The sequence below is a fragment of the Mycobacterium sp. E740 genome, assembly GCF_001672895.1.
In the GTDB taxonomy this organism is placed as follows: Bacteria; Actinomycetota; Actinomycetes; order Mycobacteriales; family Mycobacteriaceae; genus Mycobacterium.
The window spans coordinates 26,938-51,552 of sequence record NZ_LZKP01000184.1 but is presented as its reverse complement, the minus strand read 5'-3'; the positions used below and the strand labels follow the sequence as shown (position 1 = coordinate 51,552).

General features: G+C 68.4%; 31 protein-coding genes. 27 read left to right on the top strand and 4 right to left on the bottom strand.

What is annotated here, in order from left to right; all coding sequences use genetic code 11:
- The 5 genes from A5663_RS18370 to regX all read left to right on the top strand — a co-directional run.
- Positions 1 to 491 (top strand): glycosyltransferase (locus A5663_RS18370; RefSeq protein ID WP_156744545.1); only part of this gene is annotated, 491 nt, incomplete at its 5' end.
- Complete coding sequence (locus A5663_RS18365; protein WP_068152305.1) at positions 488 to 994, top strand: YbjN domain-containing protein; 507 nt, start codon at positions 488 to 490, stop codon at positions 992 to 994. The genes A5663_RS18370 and A5663_RS18365, both read left to right, overlap by 4 nt.
- A gap of 112 nt (positions 995 to 1,106) precedes the next feature.
- On the top strand, positions 1,107 to 1,856 hold the full coding sequence (locus A5663_RS18360; protein ID WP_068152297.1) for a phosphoglyceromutase: 750 nt from the start codon (positions 1,107 to 1,109) through the stop codon (positions 1,854 to 1,856).
- A gap of 139 nt (positions 1,857 to 1,995) precedes the next feature.
- The gene (locus tag A5663_RS18355) at positions 1,996 to 3,195 is read left to right on the top strand and encodes a cell wall metabolism sensor histidine kinase WalK (protein WP_068152295.1); all 1,200 of its coding nucleotides are present in this window, start codon (positions 1,996 to 1,998) and stop codon (positions 3,193 to 3,195) included.
- Positions 3,192 to 3,878, top strand: coding sequence for a two-component sensory transduction protein RegX (gene regX, locus A5663_RS18350; RefSeq protein WP_068152292.1), 687 nt, complete (start codon positions 3,192 to 3,194; stop codon positions 3,876 to 3,878). The genes A5663_RS18355 and regX overlap by 4 nt, the downstream gene beginning before the upstream one ends.
- Positions 3,879 to 3,885: 7 nt before the next feature.
- On the opposite strand, the gene A5663_RS18345 is transcribed toward regX, so the two are convergent.
- Both A5663_RS18345 and A5663_RS18340 read right to left on the bottom strand, forming a co-directional pair.
- Positions 3,886 to 4,179: a YciI family protein gene (locus tag A5663_RS18345; RefSeq protein WP_068152289.1), complete on the bottom strand. Its 294-nt coding sequence runs from the start codon at positions 4,177 to 4,179 to the stop codon at positions 3,886 to 3,888.
- Positions 4,176 to 5,006, bottom strand: coding sequence for a hypothetical protein (locus tag A5663_RS18340; RefSeq protein WP_231976824.1), 831 nt, complete (start codon positions 5,004 to 5,006; stop codon positions 4,176 to 4,178). The genes A5663_RS18345 and A5663_RS18340 overlap by 4 nt, the downstream gene beginning before the upstream one ends.
- Before the next feature lie 12 nt (positions 5,007 to 5,018).
- Between A5663_RS18340 and A5663_RS18335 the strand changes: the two genes are divergently transcribed.
- The 9 genes from A5663_RS18335 (at position 5,019) to A5663_RS18300 (ending at position 12,558) form a co-directional block, all read left to right on the top strand.
- A complete protein-coding gene (locus A5663_RS18335) occupies positions 5,019 to 6,029 on the top strand; it encodes a Ppx/GppA phosphatase family protein (RefSeq protein WP_068152283.1) in 1,011 nt (336 codons plus the stop codon).
- A gap of 27 nt (positions 6,030 to 6,056) precedes the next feature.
- Positions 6,057 to 7,157 carry a hypothetical protein gene (locus A5663_RS18330; RefSeq protein ID WP_068152314.1) on the top strand — a complete coding sequence of 367 codons (1,101 nt, stop codon included), beginning with the start codon at positions 6,057 to 6,059 and terminating at the stop codon, positions 7,155 to 7,157.
- Between the two features lie 15 nt (positions 7,158 to 7,172).
- Complete coding sequence (locus A5663_RS18325) at positions 7,173 to 8,018, top strand: sugar phosphate isomerase/epimerase (protein WP_068152279.1); 846 nt, start codon at positions 7,173 to 7,175, stop codon at positions 8,016 to 8,018.
- A gap of 22 nt (positions 8,019 to 8,040) precedes the next feature.
- Positions 8,041 to 8,850, top strand: a complete 810-nt coding sequence (locus A5663_RS18320; protein WP_068152276.1) for a thioesterase family protein — start codon at positions 8,041 to 8,043, stop codon at positions 8,848 to 8,850.
- 24 nt (positions 8,851 to 8,874) lie between these two features.
- Positions 8,875 to 9,747, top strand: coding sequence for a pyrroline-5-carboxylate reductase (gene proC, locus A5663_RS18315; RefSeq protein WP_156744543.1), 873 nt, complete (start codon positions 8,875 to 8,877; stop codon positions 9,745 to 9,747).
- Between the two features lie 128 nt (positions 9,748 to 9,875).
- The gene (locus A5663_RS18310; RefSeq protein ID WP_068152262.1) at positions 9,876 to 10,136 is read left to right on the top strand and encodes a helix-turn-helix domain-containing protein; all 261 of its coding nucleotides are present in this window, start codon (positions 9,876 to 9,878) and stop codon (positions 10,134 to 10,136) included.
- A 119-nt stretch (positions 10,137 to 10,255) separates the two neighbouring features.
- On the top strand, positions 10,256 to 10,357 hold the full coding sequence (locus A5663_RS22760) for a 30S ribosomal protein bS22 (protein WP_003402602.1): 102 nt from the start codon (positions 10,256 to 10,258) through the stop codon (positions 10,355 to 10,357).
- Positions 10,358 to 10,388: 31 nt separating this feature from the next.
- Positions 10,389 to 11,450 (top strand): SDR family oxidoreductase, encoded by a 1,062-nt coding sequence (locus A5663_RS18305; RefSeq protein WP_068152260.1) that lies wholly within the window; start codon positions 10,389 to 10,391, stop codon positions 11,448 to 11,450.
- A gap of 37 nt (positions 11,451 to 11,487) precedes the next feature.
- Positions 11,488 to 12,558: a lysophospholipid acyltransferase family protein gene (locus A5663_RS18300; RefSeq protein WP_068152258.1), complete on the top strand. Its 1,071-nt coding sequence runs from the start codon at positions 11,488 to 11,490 to the stop codon at positions 12,556 to 12,558.
- Between the two features lie 25 nt (positions 12,559 to 12,583).
- On the opposite strand, the gene A5663_RS18295 is transcribed toward A5663_RS18300, so the two are convergent.
- Both A5663_RS18295 and A5663_RS18290 read right to left on the bottom strand, forming a co-directional pair.
- Positions 12,584 to 13,123: a MaoC family dehydratase N-terminal domain-containing protein gene (locus tag A5663_RS18295; RefSeq protein ID WP_068152256.1), complete on the bottom strand. Its 540-nt coding sequence runs from the start codon at positions 13,121 to 13,123 to the stop codon at positions 12,584 to 12,586.
- 49 nt (positions 13,124 to 13,172) lie between these two features.
- Complete coding sequence (locus A5663_RS18290) at positions 13,173 to 13,994, bottom strand: HAD family phosphatase (protein ID WP_231976828.1); 822 nt, start codon at positions 13,992 to 13,994, stop codon at positions 13,173 to 13,175.
- A gap of 135 nt (positions 13,995 to 14,129) precedes the next feature.
- On the opposite strand from A5663_RS18290, the gene A5663_RS18285 reads away from it, so the two are divergent.
- The 13 genes from A5663_RS18285 (at position 14,130) to A5663_RS18225 (ending at position 24,395) form a co-directional block, all read left to right on the top strand.
- Positions 14,130 to 14,387 (top strand): glutaredoxin family protein, encoded by a 258-nt coding sequence (locus A5663_RS18285; protein WP_156744542.1) that lies wholly within the window; start codon positions 14,130 to 14,132, stop codon positions 14,385 to 14,387.
- Positions 14,388 to 14,497: 110 nt separating this feature from the next.
- The gene (locus A5663_RS18280; RefSeq protein ID WP_068152251.1) at positions 14,498 to 15,841 is read left to right on the top strand and encodes a glutamyl-tRNA reductase; all 1,344 of its coding nucleotides are present in this window, start codon (positions 14,498 to 14,500) and stop codon (positions 15,839 to 15,841) included.
- 12 nt (positions 15,842 to 15,853) lie between these two features.
- Positions 15,854 to 16,777 carry a hydroxymethylbilane synthase gene (gene hemC / locus A5663_RS18275; RefSeq protein ID WP_231976827.1) on the top strand — a complete coding sequence of 308 codons (924 nt, stop codon included), beginning with the start codon at positions 15,854 to 15,856 and terminating at the stop codon, positions 16,775 to 16,777.
- Positions 16,778 to 16,801: 24 nt separating this feature from the next.
- Positions 16,802 to 18,475 carry a uroporphyrinogen-III synthase gene (locus A5663_RS18270; RefSeq protein WP_068152245.1) on the top strand — a complete coding sequence of 558 codons (1,674 nt, stop codon included), beginning with the start codon at positions 16,802 to 16,804 and terminating at the stop codon, positions 18,473 to 18,475.
- 24 nt (positions 18,476 to 18,499) lie between these two features.
- Complete coding sequence (gene hemB, locus A5663_RS18265; protein ID WP_068152244.1) at positions 18,500 to 19,480, top strand: porphobilinogen synthase; 981 nt, start codon at positions 18,500 to 18,502, stop codon at positions 19,478 to 19,480.
- Complete coding sequence (locus tag A5663_RS18260; protein WP_068152242.1) at positions 19,477 to 19,890, top strand: hypothetical protein; 414 nt, start codon at positions 19,477 to 19,479, stop codon at positions 19,888 to 19,890. The genes hemB and A5663_RS18260 overlap by 4 nt, the downstream gene beginning before the upstream one ends.
- A gap of 20 nt (positions 19,891 to 19,910) precedes the next feature.
- Entirely contained in the window at positions 19,911 to 20,285 is a 375-nt protein-coding gene (locus A5663_RS18255; protein WP_068152239.1) for a hypothetical protein, read from the top strand.
- Positions 20,282 to 20,764 (top strand): DUF3093 domain-containing protein, encoded by a 483-nt coding sequence (locus A5663_RS18250; RefSeq protein ID WP_068152235.1) that lies wholly within the window; start codon positions 20,282 to 20,284, stop codon positions 20,762 to 20,764. Before A5663_RS18255 ends, A5663_RS18250 begins: the two co-directional genes overlap by 4 nt.
- Positions 20,761 to 21,054, top strand: coding sequence for a hypothetical protein (locus A5663_RS18245; protein WP_068152232.1), 294 nt, complete (start codon positions 20,761 to 20,763; stop codon positions 21,052 to 21,054). The genes A5663_RS18250 and A5663_RS18245 overlap by 4 nt, the downstream gene beginning before the upstream one ends.
- A 53-nt stretch (positions 21,055 to 21,107) precedes the next feature.
- Positions 21,108 to 21,977, top strand: coding sequence for an oxygenase MpaB family protein (locus A5663_RS18240; RefSeq protein ID WP_068152229.1), 870 nt, complete (start codon positions 21,108 to 21,110; stop codon positions 21,975 to 21,977).
- Positions 21,964 to 22,560 (top strand): TetR/AcrR family transcriptional regulator, encoded by a 597-nt coding sequence (locus A5663_RS18235; RefSeq protein WP_068152225.1) that lies wholly within the window; start codon positions 21,964 to 21,966, stop codon positions 22,558 to 22,560. The genes A5663_RS18240 and A5663_RS18235 overlap by 14 nt, the downstream gene beginning before the upstream one ends.
- A gap of 44 nt (positions 22,561 to 22,604) precedes the next feature.
- Positions 22,605 to 23,003, top strand: coding sequence for a hypothetical protein (locus A5663_RS18230; RefSeq protein WP_068152224.1), 399 nt, complete (start codon positions 22,605 to 22,607; stop codon positions 23,001 to 23,003).
- A 9-nt stretch (positions 23,004 to 23,012) separates the two neighbouring features.
- On the top strand, positions 23,013 to 24,395 hold the full coding sequence (locus tag A5663_RS18225; RefSeq protein ID WP_068152222.1) for a cytochrome P450: 1,383 nt from the start codon (positions 23,013 to 23,015) through the stop codon (positions 24,393 to 24,395).
- Positions 24,396 to 24,615 lie beyond the last annotated feature (220 nt).

Sequence of the window (24,615 nt, the reverse complement as noted above, 5' to 3'; positions counted from 1 at the left end):
GGCTGGAAGCGCCCGACGGGCTGGTTCGGCTGGCCTCTGATCTGGGTATCTCGGACCGGGTGACGTTCCTGCCGCCGCAGTCGCGCGAACAGTTGGTCGACGTGTACCGGGCTGCGGACCTGGTCGCGGTGCCCAGCTATTCGGAGTCCTTCGGACTGGTCGCGATCGAAGCTCAGGCGTGCGGCACTCCCGTGGTGGCCGCGGCGGTCGGTGGGTTGCCGGTCGCGGTGCGCGACGGTGTCACCGGCACGCTGGTCGCCGGACACGACGACGGTGACTGGGCGCACGCCATCGACGACCTGCTGGCGCGCGGCACCGCGGCCATGGCACCGGCCGCGGTGGAGCACGCCGCCACGTTCTCGTGGGCGCACACGGTCGACGCGCTACTCGGCAGCTACGGGCATGCGATCGCCGACTTCCGGGCGCATCGCCCGCCGGTCGTGCGCCGGAACGGTCGCCTGTTCAGCCGGCGGCGGGGGGTGCGGGCGTGAGCTCAACGGCGGCAAAGGTCATCGAGGAGGCGTGCAAGGAGAACGGCCTGGTCTGCACGCACCACGATGGTGCGCACGGTGGCCTGCCCGGCATCATCGTCGAACTGCCCGGCGAGCGACGGCTGAAGACGAACACGATCCTGTCCATCGGCGAACACTCGGTGCGCATCGAGGCGTTCGTATGCCGCAAGCCCGACGAGAACCACGAGGGCGTGTACCGGTTCCTGCTCAAGCGCAACCGCCGGCTCTACGGCGTGGCCTACACCCTCGACAACGTCGGCGACATCTACCTCGTCGGCCGGATGTCGCTGGAATCGGTCACCTCAGCCGAAGTGGACCGCATCCTCGGCCAGGTGCTCGAAGCCGTCGACAACGACTTCAACACGTTGCTGGAGTTGGGTTTTCGCTCGTCGATCCAGAAGGAATGGGAGTGGCGGGTGTCGCGGGGCGAGTCGCTCAAGAACCTGCAGGCGTTCGCCCACCTCATCGACGAGGACGACTGACTCTCCCTCGCCGAGACCTACGTTTTGGCGGATTTTCCCGACCGGATACCGCCATTTCGTCGATCTCGGCGCGGACCGTGGGCGATCCGAATGCCGTGAGAGGATTGCCCGCATGGGTGACTGCACGCTGATTTTGCTTCGCCACGGCGAGAGCGAGTGGAACGAGAAGAACCTGTTCACCGGCTGGGTCGACGTCGACCTCACCGAGAAGGGCCGCGCCGAAGCGGTGCGGGCCGGCGAGCTGATCAAGGAACTCGACCGGCAGCCCGACGTGCTCTACACCTCGCTGCTGCGCCGGGCCATCACGACCGCGAACCTGGCGCTGGACAAGGCCGACCGGCACTGGATACCGGTGCACCGCGACTGGCGGCTCAACGAGCGGCATTACGGCGCGCTGCAAGGACTGAACAAGGCCGAGACCAAGGAGAAGTACGGCGAGGAGCAGTTCATGGCGTGGCGACGCAGCTACGACACGCCGCCGCCGCCGATCGAGCCGGGCAGCCCCTACAGCCAGGACGGCGACCCGCGGTATGCGGACGTGCCCGGCGGCCCGCCGCGCACCGAATGCCTCAAAGACGTCGTCGAGCGGTTCGTGCCGTACTACACCGAGACCATCGAACCCGACCTGCGGGCGGGCAAGACCGTGCTGATCGCCGCGCACGGCAACTCGCTGCGCGCGCTGGTCAAGCACCTCGACGGCATGTCCGACGAGGAGGTCGTCGGCCTCAACATCCCGACCGGCATCCCGCTGCGCTACGACCTGGACTCCGACCTCAAACCGACCGTGGTCGGCGGCACCTACCTGGATCCCGAGGCCGCGGCCGCGGGCGCCGCCGCCGTCGCATCGCAAGGTGCGAAGTAGGCCGTCGACAGGCGGCACGGCGAACAACGGGTTAACGGAGCAAGACCGCAGCCCGAATTTCGCTCTTTGTGTGTGTGACTTGTCCCGAATCGGCCGCACGCTGCTGGGATGACGTTCACCGGATGCGTACGATTTCCGCGTGAGTGTCGCTACGGCACTGCTGTTCGCAGCGGTGGTCGCACTGCTCGCTTCGGTGACCGGTGTGGCGCTGGGGGCGGCGCTGACGCCCCGGCTAGCCGACCGCAGGCAGCGCCGGGCCGCCGCGCAGACCGGGATCACGGTCTCGCAGATGCTCTCCCACGTCGCTTCGCGCTCGCCGACCGGAATCGTAGTGGTCGATCACTTCCGTGACGTCGTGTACGCCAACGACCGGGCCCGCGAGCTGGGTCTGGTCCGCGACCGGTTGCTCGACGAGCGCGCGTGGCTGGCGGCCGAGCGCACGCTGGCCACCGGCGAGCCCACCGAGGTCGATCTCGCGGCGGACAAGCGGGCCACTCCCGGACGCTCCGGGCTCTCGGTGCGCGGCCACGTGCGGCTGCTGACCGAACAGGACCGCCGGTTCGCGGTCGTCTACGTCGACGACCAGTCCGAACACGCCCGCATGGAAGCCACGCGCCGGGACTTCGTGGCCAACGTCAGCCACGAGCTCAAGACGCCGGTCGGCGCGATGAGCGTGCTGGCGGAGGCGCTGCTCGCCTCGGCCGACGACCCCGCCACCGTGCGCAGGTTCGCCGAGAAGATGGTGGCCGAGTCCAACCGGCTGGCCGACATGATCGGGGAGCTGATCGAGTTGTCGCGGTTGCAGGGTGCCGAGGCGCTGCCGCACCTGGAGGCCGTCGACGTCGACACCGTGGTGGCCGAGGCGCTGTCCCGGCACAAGGTGCCCGCCGACAACGCCGACATCAGGATCACCACCGACGCGCCGACCGGTTTCCAGGTGTGGGGCGATCAACCACTGTTGGTCACCGCGGTGGCGAACCTCGTGTCCAACGCGATCGCGTACTCGCCGAACGGGTCGTCGGTGTCGATCAGCCGCAGGCGGCGCGGCGACGACATCGAGATCGCGGTGACCGACCGCGGTATCGGGATCGCCCGCGAGGACCAGGAGCGGGTGTTCGAGCGATTCTTCCGCGTCGACAAGGCGCGCTCCCGGGCCACCGGCGGCACCGGGCTGGGGTTGGCGATCGTCAAGCATGTGGCGGCCAACCACAACGGAAGCATCCGGCTGTGGAGTCAGCCGGGAACGGGATCGACGTTCACGCTGTCGATTCCGGCCTATCCCCATCCGGAAAGCGATCCGGATGAGCACGTCGAACGAGAGGACCAGCGAGACCAATGACCAGTGTGCTGATCGTGGAGGACGAGGAGTCCTTGGCCGATCCCCTGGCCTTTCTGCTTCGCAAGGAGGGTTTCGAGGCCACCGTCGTCACCGACGGGCCGACCGCGCTCGCCGAGTTCGAGCGCGCCGGCGCCGACATCGTGCTGCTCGACTTGATGCTGCCGGGCATGAGCGGAACGGACGTCTGCAAGCAGTTGCGTTCGCGCTCAAGCGTTCCGGTGATCATGGTGACCGCCCGCGACAGCGAGATCGACAAGGTTGTCGGCCTCGAGCTCGGCGCCGACGACTACGTCACCAAGCCGTATTCGGCGCGTGAGCTGATCGCGCGCATCCGCGCTGTGCTGCGGCGCGGCGCGGACAACGACGACTCGGGCCTCGGCGATGCGGTGCTGGAAGCCGGACCCGTCCGGATGGATGTCGAGCGCCACGTGGTCTCGGTCAACGGGGAGCCGATCACGTTGCCGCTCAAGGAGTTCGACCTGCTCGAGTACCTGATGCGCAACAGCGGCCGGGTGCTGACCCGCGGCCAGCTCATCGACCGGGTATGGGGCGCCGACTACGTCGGCGACACCAAAACCCTTGACGTGCATGTCAAGCGGTTGCGGTCCAAGATCGAGGCGGACCCGGCCAACCCGGTGCACCTGATCACCGTGCGGGGTCTCGGCTACAAACTCGAGGGCTGAGTCCCGTTCAGCCCGTGGCGCCGCCGAGGATCTCGAACACCTCGAAGGTGTTGACCCCGGCGGTGATCGACGGGTCGGCCTCGCCGATGGCCAGCACCTCGGCGCGGTCGGCGGCCCGCAACACGCCCAATCCCCATACGCCTTCGGGATCCGCGACCGGACCGTAGACGACCACCCGGCCGTCGGCCAGCAGCTGCCGCCAGTAATCCTGATGCCCGGCCATCGCCTGCTGTTCGGCCGGCGTCATGGTCTGTGCGAAATCGGCGCGCGGCGGGATCAGCCGGAACAGGAAGAGCGTCATTCGGCGGCCCGGGTCGCCGGATGCACGGCGATGAGCCCTAAAGCGCTGCGCCGCTTGCACATTGCGGCCAGCTCGGCATAAGCCTTCTCGCCGAGCAGTTCGATCAGTTCGGGCCGGTAGGACTCCCACACCGGCTTCACGCCGACGTGCGCGTTCGGGTCACCCGTGCAGTACCAGTGCAGATCCGCACCGCCCTCGCCCCAGCCGCGACGGTCGTACTCGGTGATCCACGTCTTGAGGATCTCCGAGCCGTCGGGGCGCTCGACCCATTCCTGGGTGCGCCGGATCGGCAGTTGCCAGCACACGTCGGGCTTCATGGTCAACGGCTCGACGCCGAGCTTGAGCGCCTTGCTGTGCAGCGCGCATCCGATGCCGCCGGGAAATCCTGGACGATTGAGGAATATGCAGGCGCCCTTGTACTTTCGGGTCCGCAGGTTGGGCTGGTCGTCGTACTCGTCCATCTCGAGGTAGCCCTTCTTGCCGAGGCCCTTCTCGCGGAACTGCCAGTCCTCGTCGGTGAGCGCTTTCACGGCGTCGTCGAGCCGGGCGATGTCGTCGTCGTCGGACATGAACGCGCCGTGCGAACAGCACCCGTCGTCCGGGCGGCCCTCGACGGTGCCCTTGCACGCCGGGGTGCCGAACACGCAGGTCCAGCGGGACAACAGCCACGTCATGTCGGCGGCGATCAGATGCTCGGGGTTGTCCGGGTCGTAGAACTCGACCCACTCCCGCGCGAAGTCCAGTTCGACCTCTCCCGGCCCGGGTTGTTTGCTCTTCGCCTCAGGTTCGACGGCCGATGCGCTCACGGTTTTCCACGGTAGACCCATTAAGTTGGGTGAGTGCGATTAGGCGTGCTCGACGTGGGCAGCAATACCGTCCACCTTCTGGTGGTGGACGCACGCCGCGGCGGGCACCCCACGCCGATGAGTTCGACCAAGGCGTCGTTACGGCTCGCCGAGGCGATCGACGGCTCGGGCAAGCTGACCCGCAAGGGCGCCGACAAGTTGATCGGCACCATCGACGAATTCGCGAAAATCGCCACCAGTTCCGGTTGTTCGGAGTTGATGGCGTTCGCCACCTCGGCGGTGCGTGACGCGAAGAACTCCGAGGAGTTGCTCGCCCGGGTGCTCGCCGAGACGGGAGTGTCGCTGCGCGTGCTGTCCGGTGTCGACGAGTCGCGGTTGACGTTCCTGGCGGTCCGGCGCTGGTACGGCTGGAGCGCCGGGCGCATCATCAACATCGACATCGGCGGCGGGTCGCTCGAGCTGTCCAACGGGGTGGACGAGGAGCCGGAGGTGGCGCTGTCGCTACCGCTCGGGGCGGGCCGGCTCACCCGCGAGTGGCTGCCCGACGATCCGCCCGGCCGCCGCCGGGTGGCGATGCTGCGGGACTGGCTGGCCACCGAACTGGCCGACGCCGGCACCGAGCTGCTCAAGGCCGGTGCCCCGGACCTCGCGGTCGCGTCGTCGAAGACCTTCCGCTCGCTGGCCCGCCTGACCGGAGCTGCGCCGTCCGGGGCCGGCCCGCGGGTCAAGCGGACGCTGACGGCGACCGGTCTTCGGCAACTCATAAATTTCATCTCTAGGATGACCGCGGCTGACCGTGCCGAACTGGAAGGGGTGAGTGCCGATCGGGCGCCACAGATCGTGGCCGGAGCTTTGGTAGCCGAGGCGAGCATGAAGGCCCTCGCCGTCGAGAGCGTCGACATCTGTCCCTGGGCGTTGCGAGAGGGGCTGATCCTGCGGAGACTCGACAGCGAAGCCGACGGCAACGCCCACAGTCCGTCGAACGTCGGCGGCGCCGAGAATCTGGCCTCAGCACAGCCGTTTGTGCGCAATGCTGGACGATAGGTGACGAGGCCAGAAGGCAACTACACGATGACAGGACCAGAAGACGACCACAGCAACACGCGGCCCATCTCGGTCGCGGAGTTGCTGGCGCGCAACGGCACGATCGGTGCCCCGCCGGTCGGCGGGCGGCGCCGGCGTCGCCGCGGCGACACCGACTCCATCTCGGTCGCCGAACTGACCGGTGAGATCCCCGTCGTCCGCGACCATGACGACGCGCCCGCGACCGGGCCCTCTGCCACCGCGGTCGAGACCGCGCCAGAACCTGAGACAGAACCCGAACCGGAAGCCGAAGCGCAGCCGGAACCGGAACCGGAAGCCGAACCGGAACCTGCCGCCGAAACCCCGGCCGACATCGAGGGCGACGTCGCCGCAGAGCCCGACGGCGAGACCACCGAGCCGGCATCCGAGGGCGATGACGACGACGCCGTCGCCGACTACGAAGCCCATGTCGAGCGCCGTGACGCCGACGACGACCTGGACTTCTTCGCACCGCCGCGCCGCTCCAAGTTCGCCTGGCGCCGGTCCCGCGCACAGGCCCCGGTCGATGCCGAGAAGGCCGATGCCGAGAAGGTCGATGCCGGGACGATCGATGCCGGGACGGTCGATGCCGAGACGGTCGATGCCGAGGAGATGAGCCCGGATCCGCTCGAATGGGCTGATTCAGAAGCCGACGAGGAGGACGCCGCCGACGCGGCCGTCGACCTTGCGGAGCCGAATGACGACGACGACCGTGAGGCCTCGCGGACGTTCCTTGGTTCCCCCGACAATGAGCTGTTCGGCGGGCACGACGTCGCCGGCGACGTCGCTCGGCGTGGCCATCCGGACAGCATCGACCTGGACGACGACGCGGCCCCGGCCGGTGCGATGTCGTCGTTCCTGCGCGCGCTCTGGGTCGTCGGCCAGTGCGTGGTCGCGGTCGCGTTCGGGGCAGGCTTGTTCATCGCCTTCGACCAGCTGTGGAAGTGGAACAGCATCATCGCTCTGGTGCTCGGCGTGCTGGTGATCCTCGGCCTGGTGGTCGGCGTCCGGGTGGTGCGCAAGACCGAGGACATCGGCAGCACGCTGATCGCCGTCGCGGTCGGGGCGATGGTCACATTCGGGCCGCTCGCACTGATGCAGGCGGGTTGAGGCGTCCAATAACCCGTGCGTCCAGCCATCAAGGTCGGTCTGTCGACGGCCTCGGTCTACCCGCTGAGAACCGAGGCGGCCTTCGAGTACGCGGCCCGGCTCGGCTACGACGGTGTCGAGCTCATGGTGTGGGCCGAGACGGTCAGCCAGGACGTGGAGGCCGTCGCCCGGTTGTCCGAGCAGTACAACATGCCGGTGCTTTCGGTGCATGCGCCGTGCCTGCTGATCTCTCAGCGGGTGTGGGGCGCCAACCCGATTCCCAAACTCGAACGCAGCGTGCGCGCGGCCGAGGAGCTGGGCGCGCAGACCGTCGTCGTGCACCCGCCGTTCCGGTGGCAGCGTCGCTACGCCGAAGGCTTCTCCGAGCAGGTCGCCCAGCTCGAAGCGGACAGCGAAGTGATGGTCGCCGTGGAGAACATGTTCCCTTTCCGCGCCGACCGGTTCTTCGGCTCGGGCCAGACCTCGATCGAGCGCATGCGCAAACGCGGCGGCAGGCCGGGACCGGGCATCTCGGCGTTCGCACCGTCCTATGACCCGCTCGACGGCAACCACGCCCACTACACCCTCGACTTGTCGCACACGGCGACCGCGGGCTCCGATGCGGTCGACATGGCTCGCCGGATGGGAGAGGGGCTGGTGCACCTGCACCTGTGCGACGGCAGCGGCGCCTCCACCGACGAACATCTGGTGCCGGGCCGCGGCACACAGCCCACGGTGGAGGTCTGCGAGATGCTGGCCGGAAGCGACTTCGCCGGGCATGTGATCCTCGAGGTCACCACGTCGGGCGCACGCACCGCCGCCGAACGCGAGGAGTTGCTGCTCGAGTCGTTGCAGTTCGCCCGCGCGCACCTGCTGCGCTGACACTTTCGAAGGAAACCAACCGATGGCAGGCTCCGCCTTGTTCACCGACGCCATGGCGCTCACCGCCGCCGGAGACGGCGTGTATCACGGTGAGCTGAACGAACATTGGACGATCGGCCCGAAGGTGCACGGCGGCGCGATGCTGGCCTTGTGCGCGAACGCCGCGCGCATCGAACATGGCGCAGACGTCCAGCCGATCGCGGTGTCCGGCAACTTCCTGTGGGCGCCCGACCCCGGCCCGATGCAGGTCGTCACCACGGTGCGCAAACGTGGTCGCCGCATCAGCCTGATCGACGTCGAACTCAACCAGGGTGAGCGGACGGCGGTGCGGGTCGCGGTGACTCTCGGCGACCCCGAGCGCCATGTGGCGCCCCTGCTGAGCGTCAATCCCGTGATCCCGTTGATGCAACCCGAGCCGCCGCCGGGCCTGGAGCCGATCGACGAGAGCCATCCGATGGCGAGCATCGTCCATCTCGCGCACGGCTGCGACATCCGGCCCTCGCTGACCACCATGGAACCGCGCTCCGACGGCGGGCCGCCGGTGATCGAGTACTGGGTGCGGCCGAAGGGCGTCGCCCCGGACGCCCTGTTCGCCCTGCTGTGCGGCGACGTGTCGGCGCCGGTGACGTTCGGTGTCAACCGGTTCGGCTGGGCCCCGACCGTGCAGCTGACAGCCTACCTGCGGGCCCTGCCCGCCGACGGGTGGCTGCGGGTGCTCTGCACGACGGTCCAGATCGGCCAGGACTGGTTCGACGAGGATCACATCGTCGTCGACTCCGAGGGCCACATCGTCGTGCAGAGCCGCCAACTGGCGCTGGTGCCGCAGGCCTAGGGCTCGTCTGCAATGCTTTCCGGCATGGCCAGAATCGCGATCGTCGGCGGGGGAAGCATCGGTGAGGCGCTGCTGTCCGGACTGCTGCGCGCCGGGCGGCAGGTCAAGGACCTGGTGGTAGCGGAGAAGAATCCGGACCGGGCCAAGTACCTGGCCGACACATACTCCGTTCTGGTGACGACGGTGGCCAACGCGGTCGACCACGCCGGCTACGTGATCGTGGCCGTCAAACCCGCCGATGTGGGAGGCCTCGTCGACGAGATCGTCGATGCGGCCGCTCAAGCCGAAAGCGACACGGACGAACAGGTTTTCGTGACCGTCGCCGCCGGAGTCACCACCGACTACTACGAGAACAAGCTGCCCGTCGGCTCGCCCGTGATCCGCGTCATGCCCAACGCGCCGATCGTCGTCGGCGGGGGCGTCAGTGCGCTGTCCGCGGGCCGGTTCGCCACCGAAGAGCAGATGAAAGAGGTCGCCGCGATCTTCGACGCGGTCGGCGGGGTGCTGACGGTACCGGAGACCCAACTCGACGCGGTCACCGCGATCTCGGGGTCGGGTCCGGCGTACTTCTTCCTGATGGTCGAGGCGCTCGTCGACGCCGGCGTCGACGTCGGGTTGTCGCGCTCGGTGGCCACCGATCTGGTCGCGCACACGATGGCCGGCTCGGCCGCGATGCTGCTCGATCGGCTGGACGAGGCCACCGCGCCGGCGGGGTCATCGACGGGTATCACCATGGACACCACGCCCGCGCAGCTGCGCGCGACGGTTACCTCGCCGGGTGGCACCACGGCGGCTGGTCTGCGCGAACTCGAGCGCAGCGGTTTGCGGGCAGCGGTCGCCGATGCGGTGACGGCCGCGAAAACCCGCTCTGAGCAGCTCGGAGTTACATATGAGTAATTCGTTTAATTACCCACACCCGTCGCAGTAACACCATCTGCCACGCTATTCTCCTCGTGTAAGCACGGGTGGGTGCCAGCGGTGGGGAAGCCGCTGGGACTGCCCGTGCCCTGAATGATTGGGTTGCGATGACGTCTATGAACGGGCCCTCCTCGCGGGATTCGGCCAGTGGAAAGTCGGGTCGGGACACCGGATCCGATGGTCAACAGCCACGAGCTCAATTCCTCACCGTCGCCGAAGTGGCCAGCCTGATGCGGGTCAGCAAGATGACGGTCTACCGGTTGGTGCACAACGGGGAGCTGCCAGCCGTCCGTGTCGGCCGCTCGTTCCGCGTGCACGCCAAAGCCGTTCACGACATGTTGGAGAGTTCGTACTTCGACGCAGGCTGATCTTCTGCGTCTGCTCCGCGCCGGCTGGGCACGGTTCGCGGTTACCTGCGCATCCCGGTAAAGTGGCCGGGTCAGTCAACAGTGCTTGTTAGGCAAGTAAGTCACAGGTAGCGGAGTTCATGGGTTCAGTCATCAAGAAGCGGCGTAAGCGCATGTCGAAGAAGAAGCACCGCAAGCTGCTTCGTCGCACCCGGGTTCAGCGCAGAAAACTCGGTAAGTAACCTCCGCGCGCGGTCGTTAGGCTGACCGGTCATGGATTCCGAGGGCCCCGTGCCCTATCCGAAGGTCGTCCTGGTCACCGGGGCGTGCCGGTTCCTCGGCGGCTATCTGACGGCCCGGCTCGCGCAGAACCCGTTGATCAACCACGTGATCGCCGTCGACGCGATCGCGCCGAGCAAGGACCTGCTGCGCCGGATGGGCCGCGCCGAGTTCGTCCGCGCCGACATCCGGAATCCCTTCATCGCCAAGGTGATCCGCAACGGTGATGTCGACACCGTGGTGCACGCCGCCGCGGCGTCCTACGCACCGCGCTCCGGTGGTCGCGCGACGCTCAAGGAACTCAACGTGATGGGCGCGATCCAGCTGTTCGCGGCCTGTCAGAAAGCGCCGTCGGTGCGACGCGTGGTGCTGAAGTCGACGTCGGAGGTGTACGGCTCGAGCTCACGGGACCCGGTGCGGTTCACCGAGGACAGCAGCGCGCGACGGCCGCCGGGTGAAGGGTTCGCCCGCGACAGCATCGACATCGAGGGTTACGCCCGCGGGCTGGGGCGACGCCGGCCCGACATCGCGGTCACCATCCTGCGGCTGGCCAACATGATCGGTCCGGCGATGGACACCGCGTTGTCGCGCTATCTCGCCGGACCGGTGGTGCCGACCGTCGTCGGCCACGACCCCCGGCTGCAGCTGCTGCACGAGCAGGACGCGCTCGGGGCGCTCGAGCGGGCCACGATGGCAGGCAAATCGGGCACCTACAACGTCGGGGCTGCCGGCATCATCATGATGAGCCAGGCGATCCGGCGCGCGGGCCGTATCGCACTTCCCGTACCCAGGCCAGCGCTGTGGGCTGTGGATTCGCTGAGACGCGCGACTAGCTACACTGAACTCGATCGCGAGCAGCTGAACTACATGAGTTATGGCAGGGTCATGGACACCTCGCGAATGCGAAATGACCTCGGCTTCAACCCGAAGTGGACCACGGCGGAAGCTTTCGACGATTACGTCCGGGGTCGCGGATTGACTCCGATCGTCGACCCGCGATGGGTACGCTCAATGGAGAGCCGCGCCGTATCTGCGGCGCAACGGTGGGGACGCTAGGCGCTTTAACTTATCGGGTGGGGAGAAGGTAACGATCGTGGCGGGCGAGTCCAAGGCGAAAGTCATTCCGCTGCACGCGAATTCAGGCCGTGCAGCGGCTCAGCGGCGTAGCGCCGCCCGCGCGCAGGACTCGCGCCGACATCCCTCGCAGTTCTCGGATTCGGTGGGGCGCGCCTCTGCCGAGGAGATCGCCGCCGTCGTCCGCGAGATCGACGACCGCAGGGGCGGTGCTGCCGGGGGCGCTTCGAGCGCCGAGGAGACACCGAACGAACTGGCCAAGGCAATCGCCGCTGTCGCCGAATTCGTGCGCAAGCGGATGTCGGGCGATTACACCGTCGACGAATTCGGCTTCGACAGCCACCTCAACAACGCAATCTTTTTGCCTTTGCTGAGAGTGCTTTTCAAGCAGTGGTTCCGGGTCGAGGTCAGCGGTGTCGAGCACCTGCCCGAGACCGGTGCCGCGCTCGTGGTCGCCAACCACGCCGGGGTGCTGCCGTTCGACGGGCTGATGGCATCGGTCGCGGTCCACGATCACCACCCGTCGCACCGCGACCTGCGACTGCTGGCCGCCGACATGGTGTTCGACCTGCCGATGGTGGGGCAGGCGGCGCGCAAGGCCGGCCACACGATGGCCTGCACCTCCGATGCGCACCGGTTACTGGCCGCGGGTGAGCTGACCGCGGTGTTCCCGGAGGGTTACAAGGGGCTGGGCAAGCACTTCAAGGACCGGTACAAGCTGCAGCGCTTCGGCCGCGGCGGCTTCGTCTCGGCCGCGATTCGCACCAAGGCGCCCATCGTGCCGTGCTCGATCGTCGGCTCCGAGGAGATCTACCCGATGATCGCCGACGTCAAGCTGCTGGCCCGGCTGCTCGGGCTGCCTTACTTCCCGATTACGCCGCTCTTCCCGCTCGCCGGTCCGGCGGGGATGGTCCCGCTGCCGTCGAAGTGGTACATCAAGTTCGGCGAGCCCATCCAGACGGCCGACTACGACGAGTCGGCCGCCGACGACCCGATGGTCACCTTTGAGCTCACCGACCAGGTGCGCGAGACCATCCAGCAGACGCTCTACCAACTGCTCGCGCAGCGCCGCAACACGTTCCTGGGTTGACGCCGAAGCTTCGTCGGGCTAAGGGCTAGCTTCCCGAACGAGTTTGCTTGGCAATCATTTTCGCGATCGCCTCGTCGCGCGCGGCGGCGATGCGCTCGCTCACCTCGTCGGCCTCGGTGTCGGAAGCTGCCTCGCCCATCACCGTCACGACGCTGGTGAGCACGGGGTTGCCGTCGGCGTCGGTGACCTCGCCGCGAACCTCGGTGACGACGGCCCCGTGCGACTCGGTCACCGAGTCGAGGTAGGAGTCGAAGAACAGCTTGTCGCCGGCCACGATCGGGCGGTGGAAGGTGATCTTCTGGTCCCGGTGCAGGACCCGCTCCATGTTGATCGGCACGTCGAACTGGTTGAAGATCTCGAGCTGCACGCGACGGCCGGCGACCGCGAGGAACGTCAGCGGGGCGATCAGCGTGTCGTAGCCGCACTCCTGGGCGGCTTCCTCGGTGAAGTGCGCCGGGTGGTCGTCTTTGACCGCGCGCGCGAACTCACGGATCTTCTCCCGGTCGACCTCGAAGTAGTCGGGGTAGCGGTAGTGCGTTCCGATGATGTTCTCTGCGATGGCCATACGCGGTCTTTCTGCTCGAAAGTTGCGGCGCGAGCCTATCAGCGGCTCGTCAGCGGCCCTCCTGGCGACGGGAGACGACGGCCGCCAAGGCGCCGCCGGCCGCGCCGAGCGCCAGCGCCGACGGCACGCCGATGCGCGCGGCCTTGCGGGCGGTGCGAAAGTCACGGATCTCCCAGCCCCGCTCGCGGGCCAGGTCACGCAGGTCCGCATCCGGGTTGATCGCCACCGCGGTGCCGACCAGCGACAGCATCGGCACGTCGTTGAAGCTGTCCGAGTAGGCCGTGCAGCGCCGCAGGTTGAGCCCTTCGCGGATCGCCAGCGACCGCACCGCATGCGCCTTGCCGGTGCCGTGCAGGATTTCGCCGACCAGGCGCCCGGTGAACACCCCGTCCACCGACTCCGCGACCGTGCCCAGCGCCCCGGTCAGGCCCAACCGCTTGGCGATCGTCGCCGCCAGCTCGTAAGGCGTGGCGGTCACCAGCCACACCTGTTGGCCCGCGTCGAGGTGCATCTGCGCCAACGCGCGGGTGCCGGGCCAGATCTTGTCGGCGATGATCTCGTCGTAGATCTCCTCGCCGACGGCCATCAACTCGGCCGTCGACCGGCCTTCGATGAACGCCAGCGCCTTTCGGCGGCCCTCGGCGACGTCGTCGCTGTTCTCCCGGCCGGTCAGCTGGAACTTGGCCTGCGCGTAGACGAACTTCGCGATGTCGCCGTAGGTGAAGTACTTGCGGGCGGCCAGGCCGCGGGCGAAGTGCAGCAGCGAGGAACCCTGCACCAGCGTGTTGTCGACGTCGAAGAACGCGGCGGCGGTCAGGTCGGGCGGGGGTGGCGGCGGCACGGTGGGCGCATCGAGGACCAGCCCGGTCACGGCCTGCTCGGCGCTCGCCTCGCCGGCACGCTGCTGTCCCTCGGGCGAGGCTGGTCGCGCCAACTGCTCGCCTTCGACGCGACCGGGCTCGGACACGCAGTCAACCCTAAGTCACGCTCGCGGGATACTGGCGGAGTGGATCGGCACAGGGTGGAGCTGCTGACGCGCGACGGTTGCACGATCTGTGAGCGGGTCGCCGGCCAGCTGGCCGGGCTGGCGGCCGAGCTCGGATTCGAGCTGACCGTCACGGACGTCGACGCCACAGCGGCGGCCGGCGCGACCGCGCTGCGGGCCGAGTTCGGCGACCGGTTGCCGGTCGTGCTGCTCGACGGCGCCGAGCACAGCTACTGGGAGGTCGACGAGCCGCGGCTGCGCGCCGACCTGGCGCGGTGAGCTGACTGGGCGGAAATTGCAGGAATTTGGCCGCCTAACTGGTCACCGACTACCGTGGTTGTCGTTCCTGGGGCGAGCGAAGCGACGGGGAGAGATCGGGTGATGAAGCCGTGAGCGTGCTGCTTTTCGGGGTTTCGCACCGCAGCGCGCCGGTGTCGGTGCTCGAGCAACTCAGCACCGACGAAGCCGATCAGGCCAAGATCGTCGAGAAGGTGCTGCAGTCCTCTCTCGTCACCGAGGCGATGGTCCTGTCGACGTGCAACCGCGTCGAGGTCTACGCCGTTGTCGAGGCGTTTCACGGCGGCTTGTCGGTCATCGGGCAGGTGCTCTCCGAGCACTCCGGCATGGGCCTGGGCGATCTGACCAAGTACGCCTACGTCCGCTACGCCGAAGCCGCGGTCGAGCACCTGTTCGCGGTCGCCTCGGGGCTGGACTCCGCGGTCATCGGCGAACAGCAGGTGCTCGGTCAGGTGCGCCGCGCCTACGCGACGGCCGAGACCAACCACACCGTCGGGCGCACCCTGCACGAACTGGCGCAGCGGGCGTTGTCGGTGGGCAAGCGGGTGCACTCCGAGACCGGGATCGACGCCGCAGGCGCCTCGGTGGTGTCCGTCGCGCTCGGCATGGCCGAGGGCAAGCTGGGCTCCCTGGCGGGCCGCACCGCGGTGGTGATCGGCGCGGGCTCGATGGGCTCGCTGGCCGCCAAGCACCTCGCCCGCGCGGGAGTCGACCGCATCCACATCGTGAACCGGAGCCTGCCCCGCGCCAAGCGCCTCGCCGCCAACGTCCGCGACCTCGGCATCGAGGCGCACGCCTTCCCGTTCGACCATCTGCCGCCGCTGCTCACCGACGCCGACGTGGTCGTCAGCTGCACCGGCGCAGTGCGGCCGGTGGTCTCTTTGGCCGACGTCCATCGCGGCCTGGCGCACGGTCAAGAGCCCAAGCAGCTGGTCATCTGCGACCTCGGCATGCCCCGCGACGTCGACCAGGCCGTCGCCGGCCTGCCAGGGGTCTACGTCGTCGACATGGAGCGCATCCAGCGCGAACCGTCGGCGCGTGCGGCCGCCTCCGACGCCGAAGCCGCGCGCACGATCGTCGCCGCCGAAGTCGCCAACTACCTGGCCGGCCAGCGGATGGCCGAGGTGACCCCGACCGTCACCGCGCTGCGGCAGCGCGCCGCCGACGTGGTCGAGGCCGAACTGCTGAGGCTGGACAACCGGCTGCCGCATCTGGACGCCGCGCACCGCGACGAGGTCGCCAAGACCGTCCGGCGCGTCGTCGACAAGTTGCTGCACGCGCCGACGGTGCGCGTCAAGCAACTGGCCAGCGCACCGGGCGGCGACAGCTACGCCGAGGCGCTGCGCGAGCTCTTCGAGCTCGACCAGCAGGCCGTCGACGCCGTCGCTGGGCCCGAAATGCCTTTCATCACAACCGATCTCGACAAGGCCGAGTAACGTTTGACTGCAATTCGGATAGGCACCCGGGGCAGCCTTCTGGCGACCACCCAGGCCGGCACGGTCAGAGATGCGCTCATCGCCAACGGGCACGCCGCAGAACTGGTCACCATCTCCACCGAGGGCGACCGCAACCAGGGCCCGATCGCCGACATCGGCGTCGGGGTCTTCACCGCGGCCCTGCGCGACGCCATCCTCGACGGCCGGGTCGACATGGCCGTGCATTCCCACAAGGATCTGCCGACCGCGTACGACCCCCGGTTCAACATCGCCGCGATCCCGCAGCGCGAAGACCCGCGCGACGCGCTGGTGGCCCGCGACGGGCTGGTGCTCGGGGAGTTGCCGGCCGGCTCACTGATCGGCACGTCGAGCCCGCGACGGATCGCGCAGCTTAGAGCACTGGGTCTCGGTTTGGAAATCCGCCCCCTAAGAGGCAACCTTGATACCAGGTTGAACAGGGTTAGCAACGGTGATCTCGACGGCATCGTAGTCGCGCGGGCGGGACTGGCTCGCATCGGGCGGCTCTCCGATGTCACCGAGACGCTCGAGCCGGTGCAGATGTTGCCGGCGCCGGCTCAAGGTGCGCTCGCGGTCGAGTGCCGCGCAGACGCCACCGAGCTTGCTGCGCTGCTGGCGGAGTTGGACGACGCCGACACGCGCGCCGCAGTCACCGCTGAACGGGCCCTGCTCGCCCGACTGGAGGCGGGTTGCTCCGCGCCGGTGGGTGCGATCGCTGAGGTGGTCGAGTCCATCGACGAGGACGGCAACGTCTTCGAAGAGGTGTCGCTGCGCGGCTGCGTGGCGGCGCTGGACGGATCCGACGTGATCCGCGCGTCCGGTGTCGGCACCCCCGACCGGGCCCGGGAGCTGGGGCTCTCGGTGGCCGAGGAGTTGTTCGACCTCGGAGCGCGCGAGGTCATGGCGGACGGCAACTGAAGCAGTTAGAGCGGAGTGACTGAGATGACAGGCCAGACCAGCGGGCGGGGGCGCAAGCCGAAGCCGGGCCGCATCACGTTCGTCGGTTCGGGTCCGGGTGACCCCGGGCTGCTGACGACGCGGGCCCGCGCCGTGCTCGCCAACGCCGCCCTGGTGTTCACCGATCCCGACGTGCCCGAAGCGGTGCTCGCGCTGGCGGGTTGCGAGTTGCCGCCACCCTCCGGCCCGGAACCCGCGCAGGCCGCGTCGGCCAAGGACGGCGACGCACCGGCCGGCGAGGCGCCGGCGCTACCAGGCGGGCCCGACGTCCGGTCGGCCGTCGGCGATCCGGCCGAGGTCGCCAAGACGCTGATCACCGAGGCGCGCACGGGCGTCGACGTGGTGCGACTGGTCGCCGGTGACCCGTTGTCGGTGGACGCGGTCATCACCGAGGTTTCGGCACTGGCGAAGTCGCACTTGAACTTCGAGATCGTGCCAGGCCTGCCGGACACCACGGCGGTGCCGACGTACGCGGGCCTGCCGCTGGGGTCCTCGCACACCGTCGCCGATGTCCGCGCGCCGGATGTCGACTGGGCGGCGCTGGCCGCCGCGCCGGGGCCGCTGATCCTGCACGCGACGGCGACCCATCTGCCGGATGCGGCACGCACGCTGATCGAATACGGCCTGACGCCGACAACGCCGGTTGTGGTGACCGCGAACGGCACGACGTGCCAACAGCGTTCGGTCGAGACGACGCTGTCCGGGCTGCTCGACAAGGCTGTGCTGGACAAGCCTGCCGGCACCGAGCCGGCAGGCCCGCTGGCCGGTCCGCTCGTCGTGACGATCGGCAAGACCGTCGCCAACCGCGCCAAGCTGAACTGGTGGGAGAGCCGCGCCCTGTACGGCTGGACCGTGCTGGTGCCGCGCACCAAGGACCAGGCCGGCGAGATGAGCGAGCGGCTGGTGTGCCACGGTGCCCTGCCGATCGAGGTGCCCACGATCGCGGTGGAGCCGCCGCGCAGCCCCGCGCAGATGGAGCGCGCGGTCAAGGGTCTGGTCGACGGCCGCTTCCAGTGGGTCGTTTTCACCTCCACCAACGCCGTGCGTGCGGTGTGGGAGAAGTTCAAGGAGTTCGGCCTCGACGCCCGTGCCTTCTCAGGCGTGAAGATCGCCTGCGTCGGCCAGGCGACCGCCGACCGGGTGCGCGCGTTCGGCATCGACCCCGAACTGGTGCCGGCCGGTGAGCAGTCCTCGCTGGGCCTGCTCGACGAGTTCCCGCCGTATGACGACGTTTTCGACCCGGTGAACCGGGTGCTGCTGCCCCGCGCCGACATCGCCACCGAGACGCTGGCCGAGGGCCTGCGTGAACGCGGTTGGGAGATCGAGGACGTCACGGCGTACCGCACGGTGCGAGCCGCGCCGCCGCCCGCGCACACCCGCGAGATGATCAAGACCGGTGGCTTCGACGCGGTCTGTTTCACCTCGAGCTCGACGGTTCGCAACCTGGTTGGCATCGCCGGCAAGCCGCATGCGCGCACCATCGTCGCCTGCATCGGGCCCAAGACCGCCGAGACCGCAGCGGAGTTCGGTCTCCGGGTGGATGTGCAGCCCGAAGTCGCCGCGGTCGGGCCGCTGGTGGAGGCGCTCGCCGAGCACGCCGCCCGGCTGCGCGCCGAGGGTGCGCTGCCGCCGCCGCGCAAGAAGAGCCGCCGCCGCTGATCACGAGGCCGGAAGTGGGTTGGCATGGGTTTTCCTAGGCACCGCCCCCGCAGGCTTCGCGCAACGCCGGCGCTGCGGCGCCTCGTTGCGGAGACCTCCGTGGAGCCAAGGCATCTGGTGCTGCCGATGTTCGTCGCCGACGGCATTACGGAACCGCGCCCGATCTCCTCGATGCCAGGGGTCTACCAGCACACCCGGGACTCGCTGCGCCGGGCCGCCGCCGATGCCGTGTCCGCCGGGGTGGGCGGTCTGATGCTGTTCGGCGTGCCCCGTGACGAGGACAAGGATGCCAGCGGCTCGGTCGGCGTCGCCGAGGACGGCATCCTCAACGTCGCGCTGCGCGAGCTGGCCGGCGACCTCGGCGACGACACCGTGCTGATGGCCGACACCTGCCTCGACGAGTTCACCGACCACGGCCACTGCGGGGTGCTCGACGCCGCGGGACGTGTCGACAACGACCTGACGACGAAGCGTTACGTGGAACTCGCTGTCGCGCAAGCGGATTCGGGTGCCCATGTGGTCGGCCCGAGCGGCATGATGGACGGTCAGGTCGCGGCGATCCGCGACGGGCTGGACGCTGCCGGTCACACCGACACGGTCATCCTCGCCTATGCGGCGAAGTTCGCTTCGGGTTTCTACGGCCCGTTCCGGGAGGCGGTCGGGTCCAGCCTGCGCGGCGATCGTCGTACGTACCAACAGAATCCGGGCAATGCGCGCGAAGCGCTGCACGAGGTGGAACTCGACATCGACGAAGGCGCCGACATCGTGATGGTCAAACCCGCACTGGGTTACCTCGACGTCGTGCGCGCCGCGGCCGATCTCTCGCCGGTTCCGGTGGCGGCCTACCAGGTGTCCGGCGAGTACTCGATGATCAGCGCAGCGGCGGCGAACGGGTGGATCGACCTGCAGACGGTCGCGCTGGAGACGCTGACCGGTATCCGGCGGGCCGGTGCCGACATCGTGCTGACGTACTGGGCGGCCGACGTCGCCGGTTGGCTGGCGTGAGCGAGGATCAGGCCGCCCGACCGGTTGACGTCGACACCGGCTTCTGGCTCTGGGTGACCGCGCTGCCGTTGATGGTCGTCGGGCAAGTCGTCGACCTGCTCGTCACCGCGCGCTCGGCGAAGCTACCGGCGCCGGTGCTGGCGATCTCGGTGGTCTTCGTGATCGTCGTCGCCACCGTCGTGCTGACATTCCAGATCCTGATGCGGCACGGCTACCGGTGGGCCCGCACCGTCTTGACGGGTGCCGGCCTGGCGGCTGTGGTCTATGTGACGACCAGCCTGTTCAACGTCGACCGGCCGCCCGCCGCAGCGCTGACCTACGCCGTCACCGCAATCCTCGGTTCCGTGCTCATCCTCGGCGGCGCCTACTTGTTGCACCGCAAAGACGCCAGCGAATACTTCGTGCGCTGAGGCGCTAGGCTGACCCGACCATGACCGCTCCTGCGCCGCGAACCCGCGTCGGCACCGCCGCCTTCTGGTGCTGGGTCGTCGCTTCGGCGATGCTGATGGCCGGTGGTCTCATTGCCGCCTCCTGGCAGAACGCCCATCCGTTGTTGCGCGGTGCTGGCGTCATCTCCGCCGTCGCCGGCGCCGGGGTCGCGTTCCTGGCCGGTCGCAGCCGGGCCGGAGATGCGCGGTATCGCCGGGCGCTGATCGCGCTCTCGTTGACGATCGTGGGGCTGATCTCGATCTCCGCGGTGGCAGGCATCGGCAACGTAGTCACGCTGCTCGCCGTCATTCCGTTGCTCGCGGGGGTCGTCCTCGTCAGCCGGGCGGGTGCGGCAGAACAGGGGGAGGTTTCGTGACCGAGAACGCCACCCGTCCGCAGGTGCTGTTCTACGAGCAGGGGGCCAGCTGGTGGTGGGTGGCGGCCGGGCCCGTTTCGGCGATCGCCATGGGGCTGATCCAGGCGTCCGCGGGCTACGGCTTCCAGGTGCTGATGCCGGGTATCTTTCTCGTCCTGGTCACCGGCTTCCTCGGGATCCAGGTGAAGGCCGCGCGCATCCACACCTCGGTAAAGCTGACGCCGGAGACCCTGCGCCAGGGCACCGAACGCATCCGCACCGACGAGATCGTCCGGGTCTACCCCGAAGCGACCGGTTCCGAGGCGCCGAAATGGCAGACGGCCAGGGCGCTCGGCGAGCTCACCGGCGTGCCGCGCGGCCGCACCGGCATCGGGCTGAAGATGACCAACGACCGGACGGCGCAAGCGTGGGCCCGCAAACATCAGCGGCTGCGCGAGACGCTGACCCAGCTGATCGAAGAGCGCATCCCGCCGGTATGAGAGCCCGGACAGCGTTGATGCTGGTGCTGGCCGTCGCCGCTGCGATTGGCTGCGTGCTGAGCTGGCTGGCCGCCGTCACGACGGTGGAGGTCGCGCCGATCCTGAAGGACGAGCCGCTCACGACATCGATGCAGTACAACCCGCCGCTGATCGGGCTGGCATTGGTGCTGGCGACCGTGGCGGGCGTCTTGGCCGTCCTGGGGCTTTCCTCCTTTTCCCCGCGAGTGACCGCGTCTGCACGGCGACACGCCGATGCGCGGGGGACAAATGCGGCCGCTCGGCGCGGGTGAGAGACCGCTCACAACCGCTTGGTACAAAGTGCGGAATTTGTAACACTGTGCCAATGACCGAGTTGGCCGAGACGAACAAGTCCATCGACAGCCGATCGGAGGACGCACTGCCGTTGGGTCCGCTATCGCTGGTGTGGCGTTACTTCGGGGACAACCGGATGTATCTGATCGGGCCGCGGCCGGCGGTGCTGCAGAACATGCTCGCCGAACTCGGCCAGGGCGTGCTCGACCACTCGGTGTTCTTCGACGACACCGCCGCCAGGGTCAAACGCTCCCTGCCGCCGATCTTCAACACCGTCTACGGTCTCGATGACGACCACCCCGGCTCCCAGGTGCGCGACTTCCACACCGAGATCAAAGGCGAGATGCCGGACGGCAAGCGCTACCACGCGCTCGACCCGGAGACCTACTTCTGGGCACACGCGACGTTCGTCGAGCAGGTGCTCTATTTCGCCGACACCTTCGTCAAGCGGCTGAGCCGCGAGGAGAAGGAACAGATCTACCTCGAATCGAAGACGTGGTACCGCCGCTACGGCGTGAGTGACCGGCCGATGCCGGCCGACTACGACGAGTTCGAACGCTACTGGGACCGCATGCTCGACGAGATCGTCGTCGCCCATCAGACCGCGCGGTACGGCGTCGGCTACGTGACGAAGGGCTTCCCGTGCCCGAAAGGCGTTCCGCCGTGGGCGTGGCGGCTGATCGCTCCGGTGTTCAACCCCGTCGCGGCGTTCCTCACGACCGGCGGCCTGCCGCCGCGCGCTCGCGAACTGCTCGAACTGCCCTGGAGCGAGCGCCAGGAGCGGCGCTACCAGCGCTTCGCGGCGTTCTGGCGGTCGCGGCCGGTCAACTGGTTGTGGGATCGCCTGCCGATGCGGTTGCGCTACAACGGATATGCGCAAAGAGGCTATGCCCGGGCCTGACTCGGCGACCGAGGCGATCCTCGACGCCGCAGTCATCGAGTTCGAACGCCACGGTGTCCGCCGGGTCGCACTCGACGACGTCGCCCGTCGCGCCGGAGTCAGCCGCACCACGATCTACCGACGATTCGCCAATCGTGACGAACTCGTCGCCGCGGTGATCGAGCGCGAGAACATCGCGCTGTTCGCCGACATCGCCGAAGAGGTGAAACGTGCTGGGCCGCAATCGAATTACTATGTCGAAGCCTTCACCATCTCGATCCTGAAGTTTCGTCGCCACCGTGTGCTGCACCGGATGCTGGCCGACGAGCCCGCGCTGCTGCTGGATCTCGCCCGCACGCACTACGAGGCCGCGATCGAGCGGATGGCCGCCGCGTTGCGCATCATCTTTCCGGCCGGCTTCGCCGAGCGGATCGGGGAGCGGGCCGTCGACGAGCTGGCCGACACCATCCTGCGGTACGCCGCGATGGTCCTCTTGCTGCCGAGCGCACAACCGCTGGAATCGGCCGACGACATCCGGGCCTTCGCCCGCCGGCACTTCCTGCCCAGCCTGCCCGCCGCATTGCGCGCCGTGCCGACTTCTTAGCGCATCTCTGTTTCGTCGATCACACCTTCGGGCAGATATAGGCAATGAGCACCGACGACAAGCAGCAGGAAGACGAACGGCTGACCGAGGAACAGCGGAAAGCCGAACCGGAGACCGACGAGCACCACCAGGTCACCAGCGAGCCGGAGGAATCCGAGCCGACAGAGAAACCCGAGATCACCGACGAGCATCGGGAAAAGGCCAAAGAGATGCACAAGGCCTACGAGGAGGAACGGCCGACGACCAAGATGCCCGGCACCGGCGGCGCGGTTGCCGGTACCGCCGTGAACGACTGGCTCGACGACGACGGCAACCCCAAATACGACGAGAACTCGACCGACGAGTCGAGTGACAAGTCAGACGACACGTCGAAAGACAAGTCGGACGACAAGCCAGACAAGGCGAGCGATACGTCCAAAGACGAGGCCGAAAAGCCCGCGTAGAGTGCCGGCGTGACTTCGCCGAGCACGCTCGACGTCCACGCGTTGCCGCTGGCTCCCCGTAACCCGCTGCCGATCCGGCAACTGGTCAAGCTGGTCCGCAGGCTCGACACCGGGCAGGAACTGATCCGCGACGCCGGTGGGCCGATCACACGGATTCAGTTCGGGCCGAAGAAGGTGATCCCGCCGATCGTCGCCGTGATGTCGCCGAACGGCATGCGTGACGTGCTGGGACGATCCGACGCCTCCTCGGAGCGGTGCATCTACCACGACGAAGTGCGCCACATGGCCGGCGACAGTCTCTTCGTGCTGCCCAACGCTCTGTGGCGCCCACGCAAACGCGCGTTGCAGCCGGTGTTCACCAAGCAGAACGTGCGCAACTTCGGCGGCCAGATGGCTGCGGCGGCACAAGCATTCGTCCAGCGGTGGCCCATCGGCGGTGACGTCGACCTCGACGTCGAATGCCGAAGAGTCGCAATGCAATCGCTGGGTCGTTCGGTGCTGGGCGTCGACCTCAACGAGCGTGCCGACACCATCGCCCGATGCATGCACGTCGCGTCGTCGTACACCGCCGACCGCGCGCTGCGCCCGGTGCGCGCGCCGCGCTGGCTGCCCACGCCCGCGCGCAGGCGCACCCGCAGAGCGGTCGCCGAGATGAAGCAGATCACCGACGAGATGGTGCGCGCCTGCCGCACCGATCCGGGACGCGACGCCCCGCTGGTGCGGGCGTTGATGGCGGCGCGGGACCCGGACACGGGTTCGCCGATCTCCGACGACGACATCTCCAACGACCTGCTGATCTTCATGCTGGCGGGGCACGACACGACGTCGACGGCGCTGACGTACTCGCTGTGGGCGCTCGGGCATCACTCCGAGGTCCAGGCGCGGGTCGCTGCGGAGGCCGACGCCATCGGCGACCGGCAGTTGACGCCCGACGACGTTCCCCGGCTCGGATACACCGTGCAGGTGCTGCATGAGGCGCTTCGGTTGTGCCCGCCCGCGGCAGGAGTCGCGAGGCTGGCGACCCGCGACATCGCGGTCGACGGCTATCGCGTGGAAGCCGGCACGCTGGTGGCGGTGGGATTGTATGCGCTGCACCATGATCCGGCGCTGTGGCCGAACCCGATGAAGTTCGATCCGGACCGCTTCAGCCCGCAGAACACCCGCGACCGCGACCGCTGGCAGTTCCTGCCGTTCCTCGGCGGCGGGCGGCCGTGCATCGGTGAACATTTCGCGCGGCTGGAGACGACGCTGGCGCTGGCCACCATCGTGCGCGCCATGGAGATCCGGTCGCTCGACGGCACTTTCGAGTGTGACGTCCCGTTCACGACTGTCGCGAAGGGGCCGATCCGGGCCCGGCTGCGGCCCCGTGACTCCTCGGCTACGGCCGAATAGCGGTTCGCGGGAAAACGCGTTTCGGGCAATTGCTCAGCGTGGCTTCTGCGCAATTGAAAAGCCCCGGCGAACTTCAGTTCATCGAAAAGGTGCGCCGGCCGGGGCGGATCCCGGCCGGTCGCGAAATCCGCTAATTAGCGGCTTATTTGCTTGCGCCGCGGAATGCTCTCCTGAGCGGTTCTTTCCCGCTTGGCGGCGCGGCGTTCCTTGAGGGTCATCG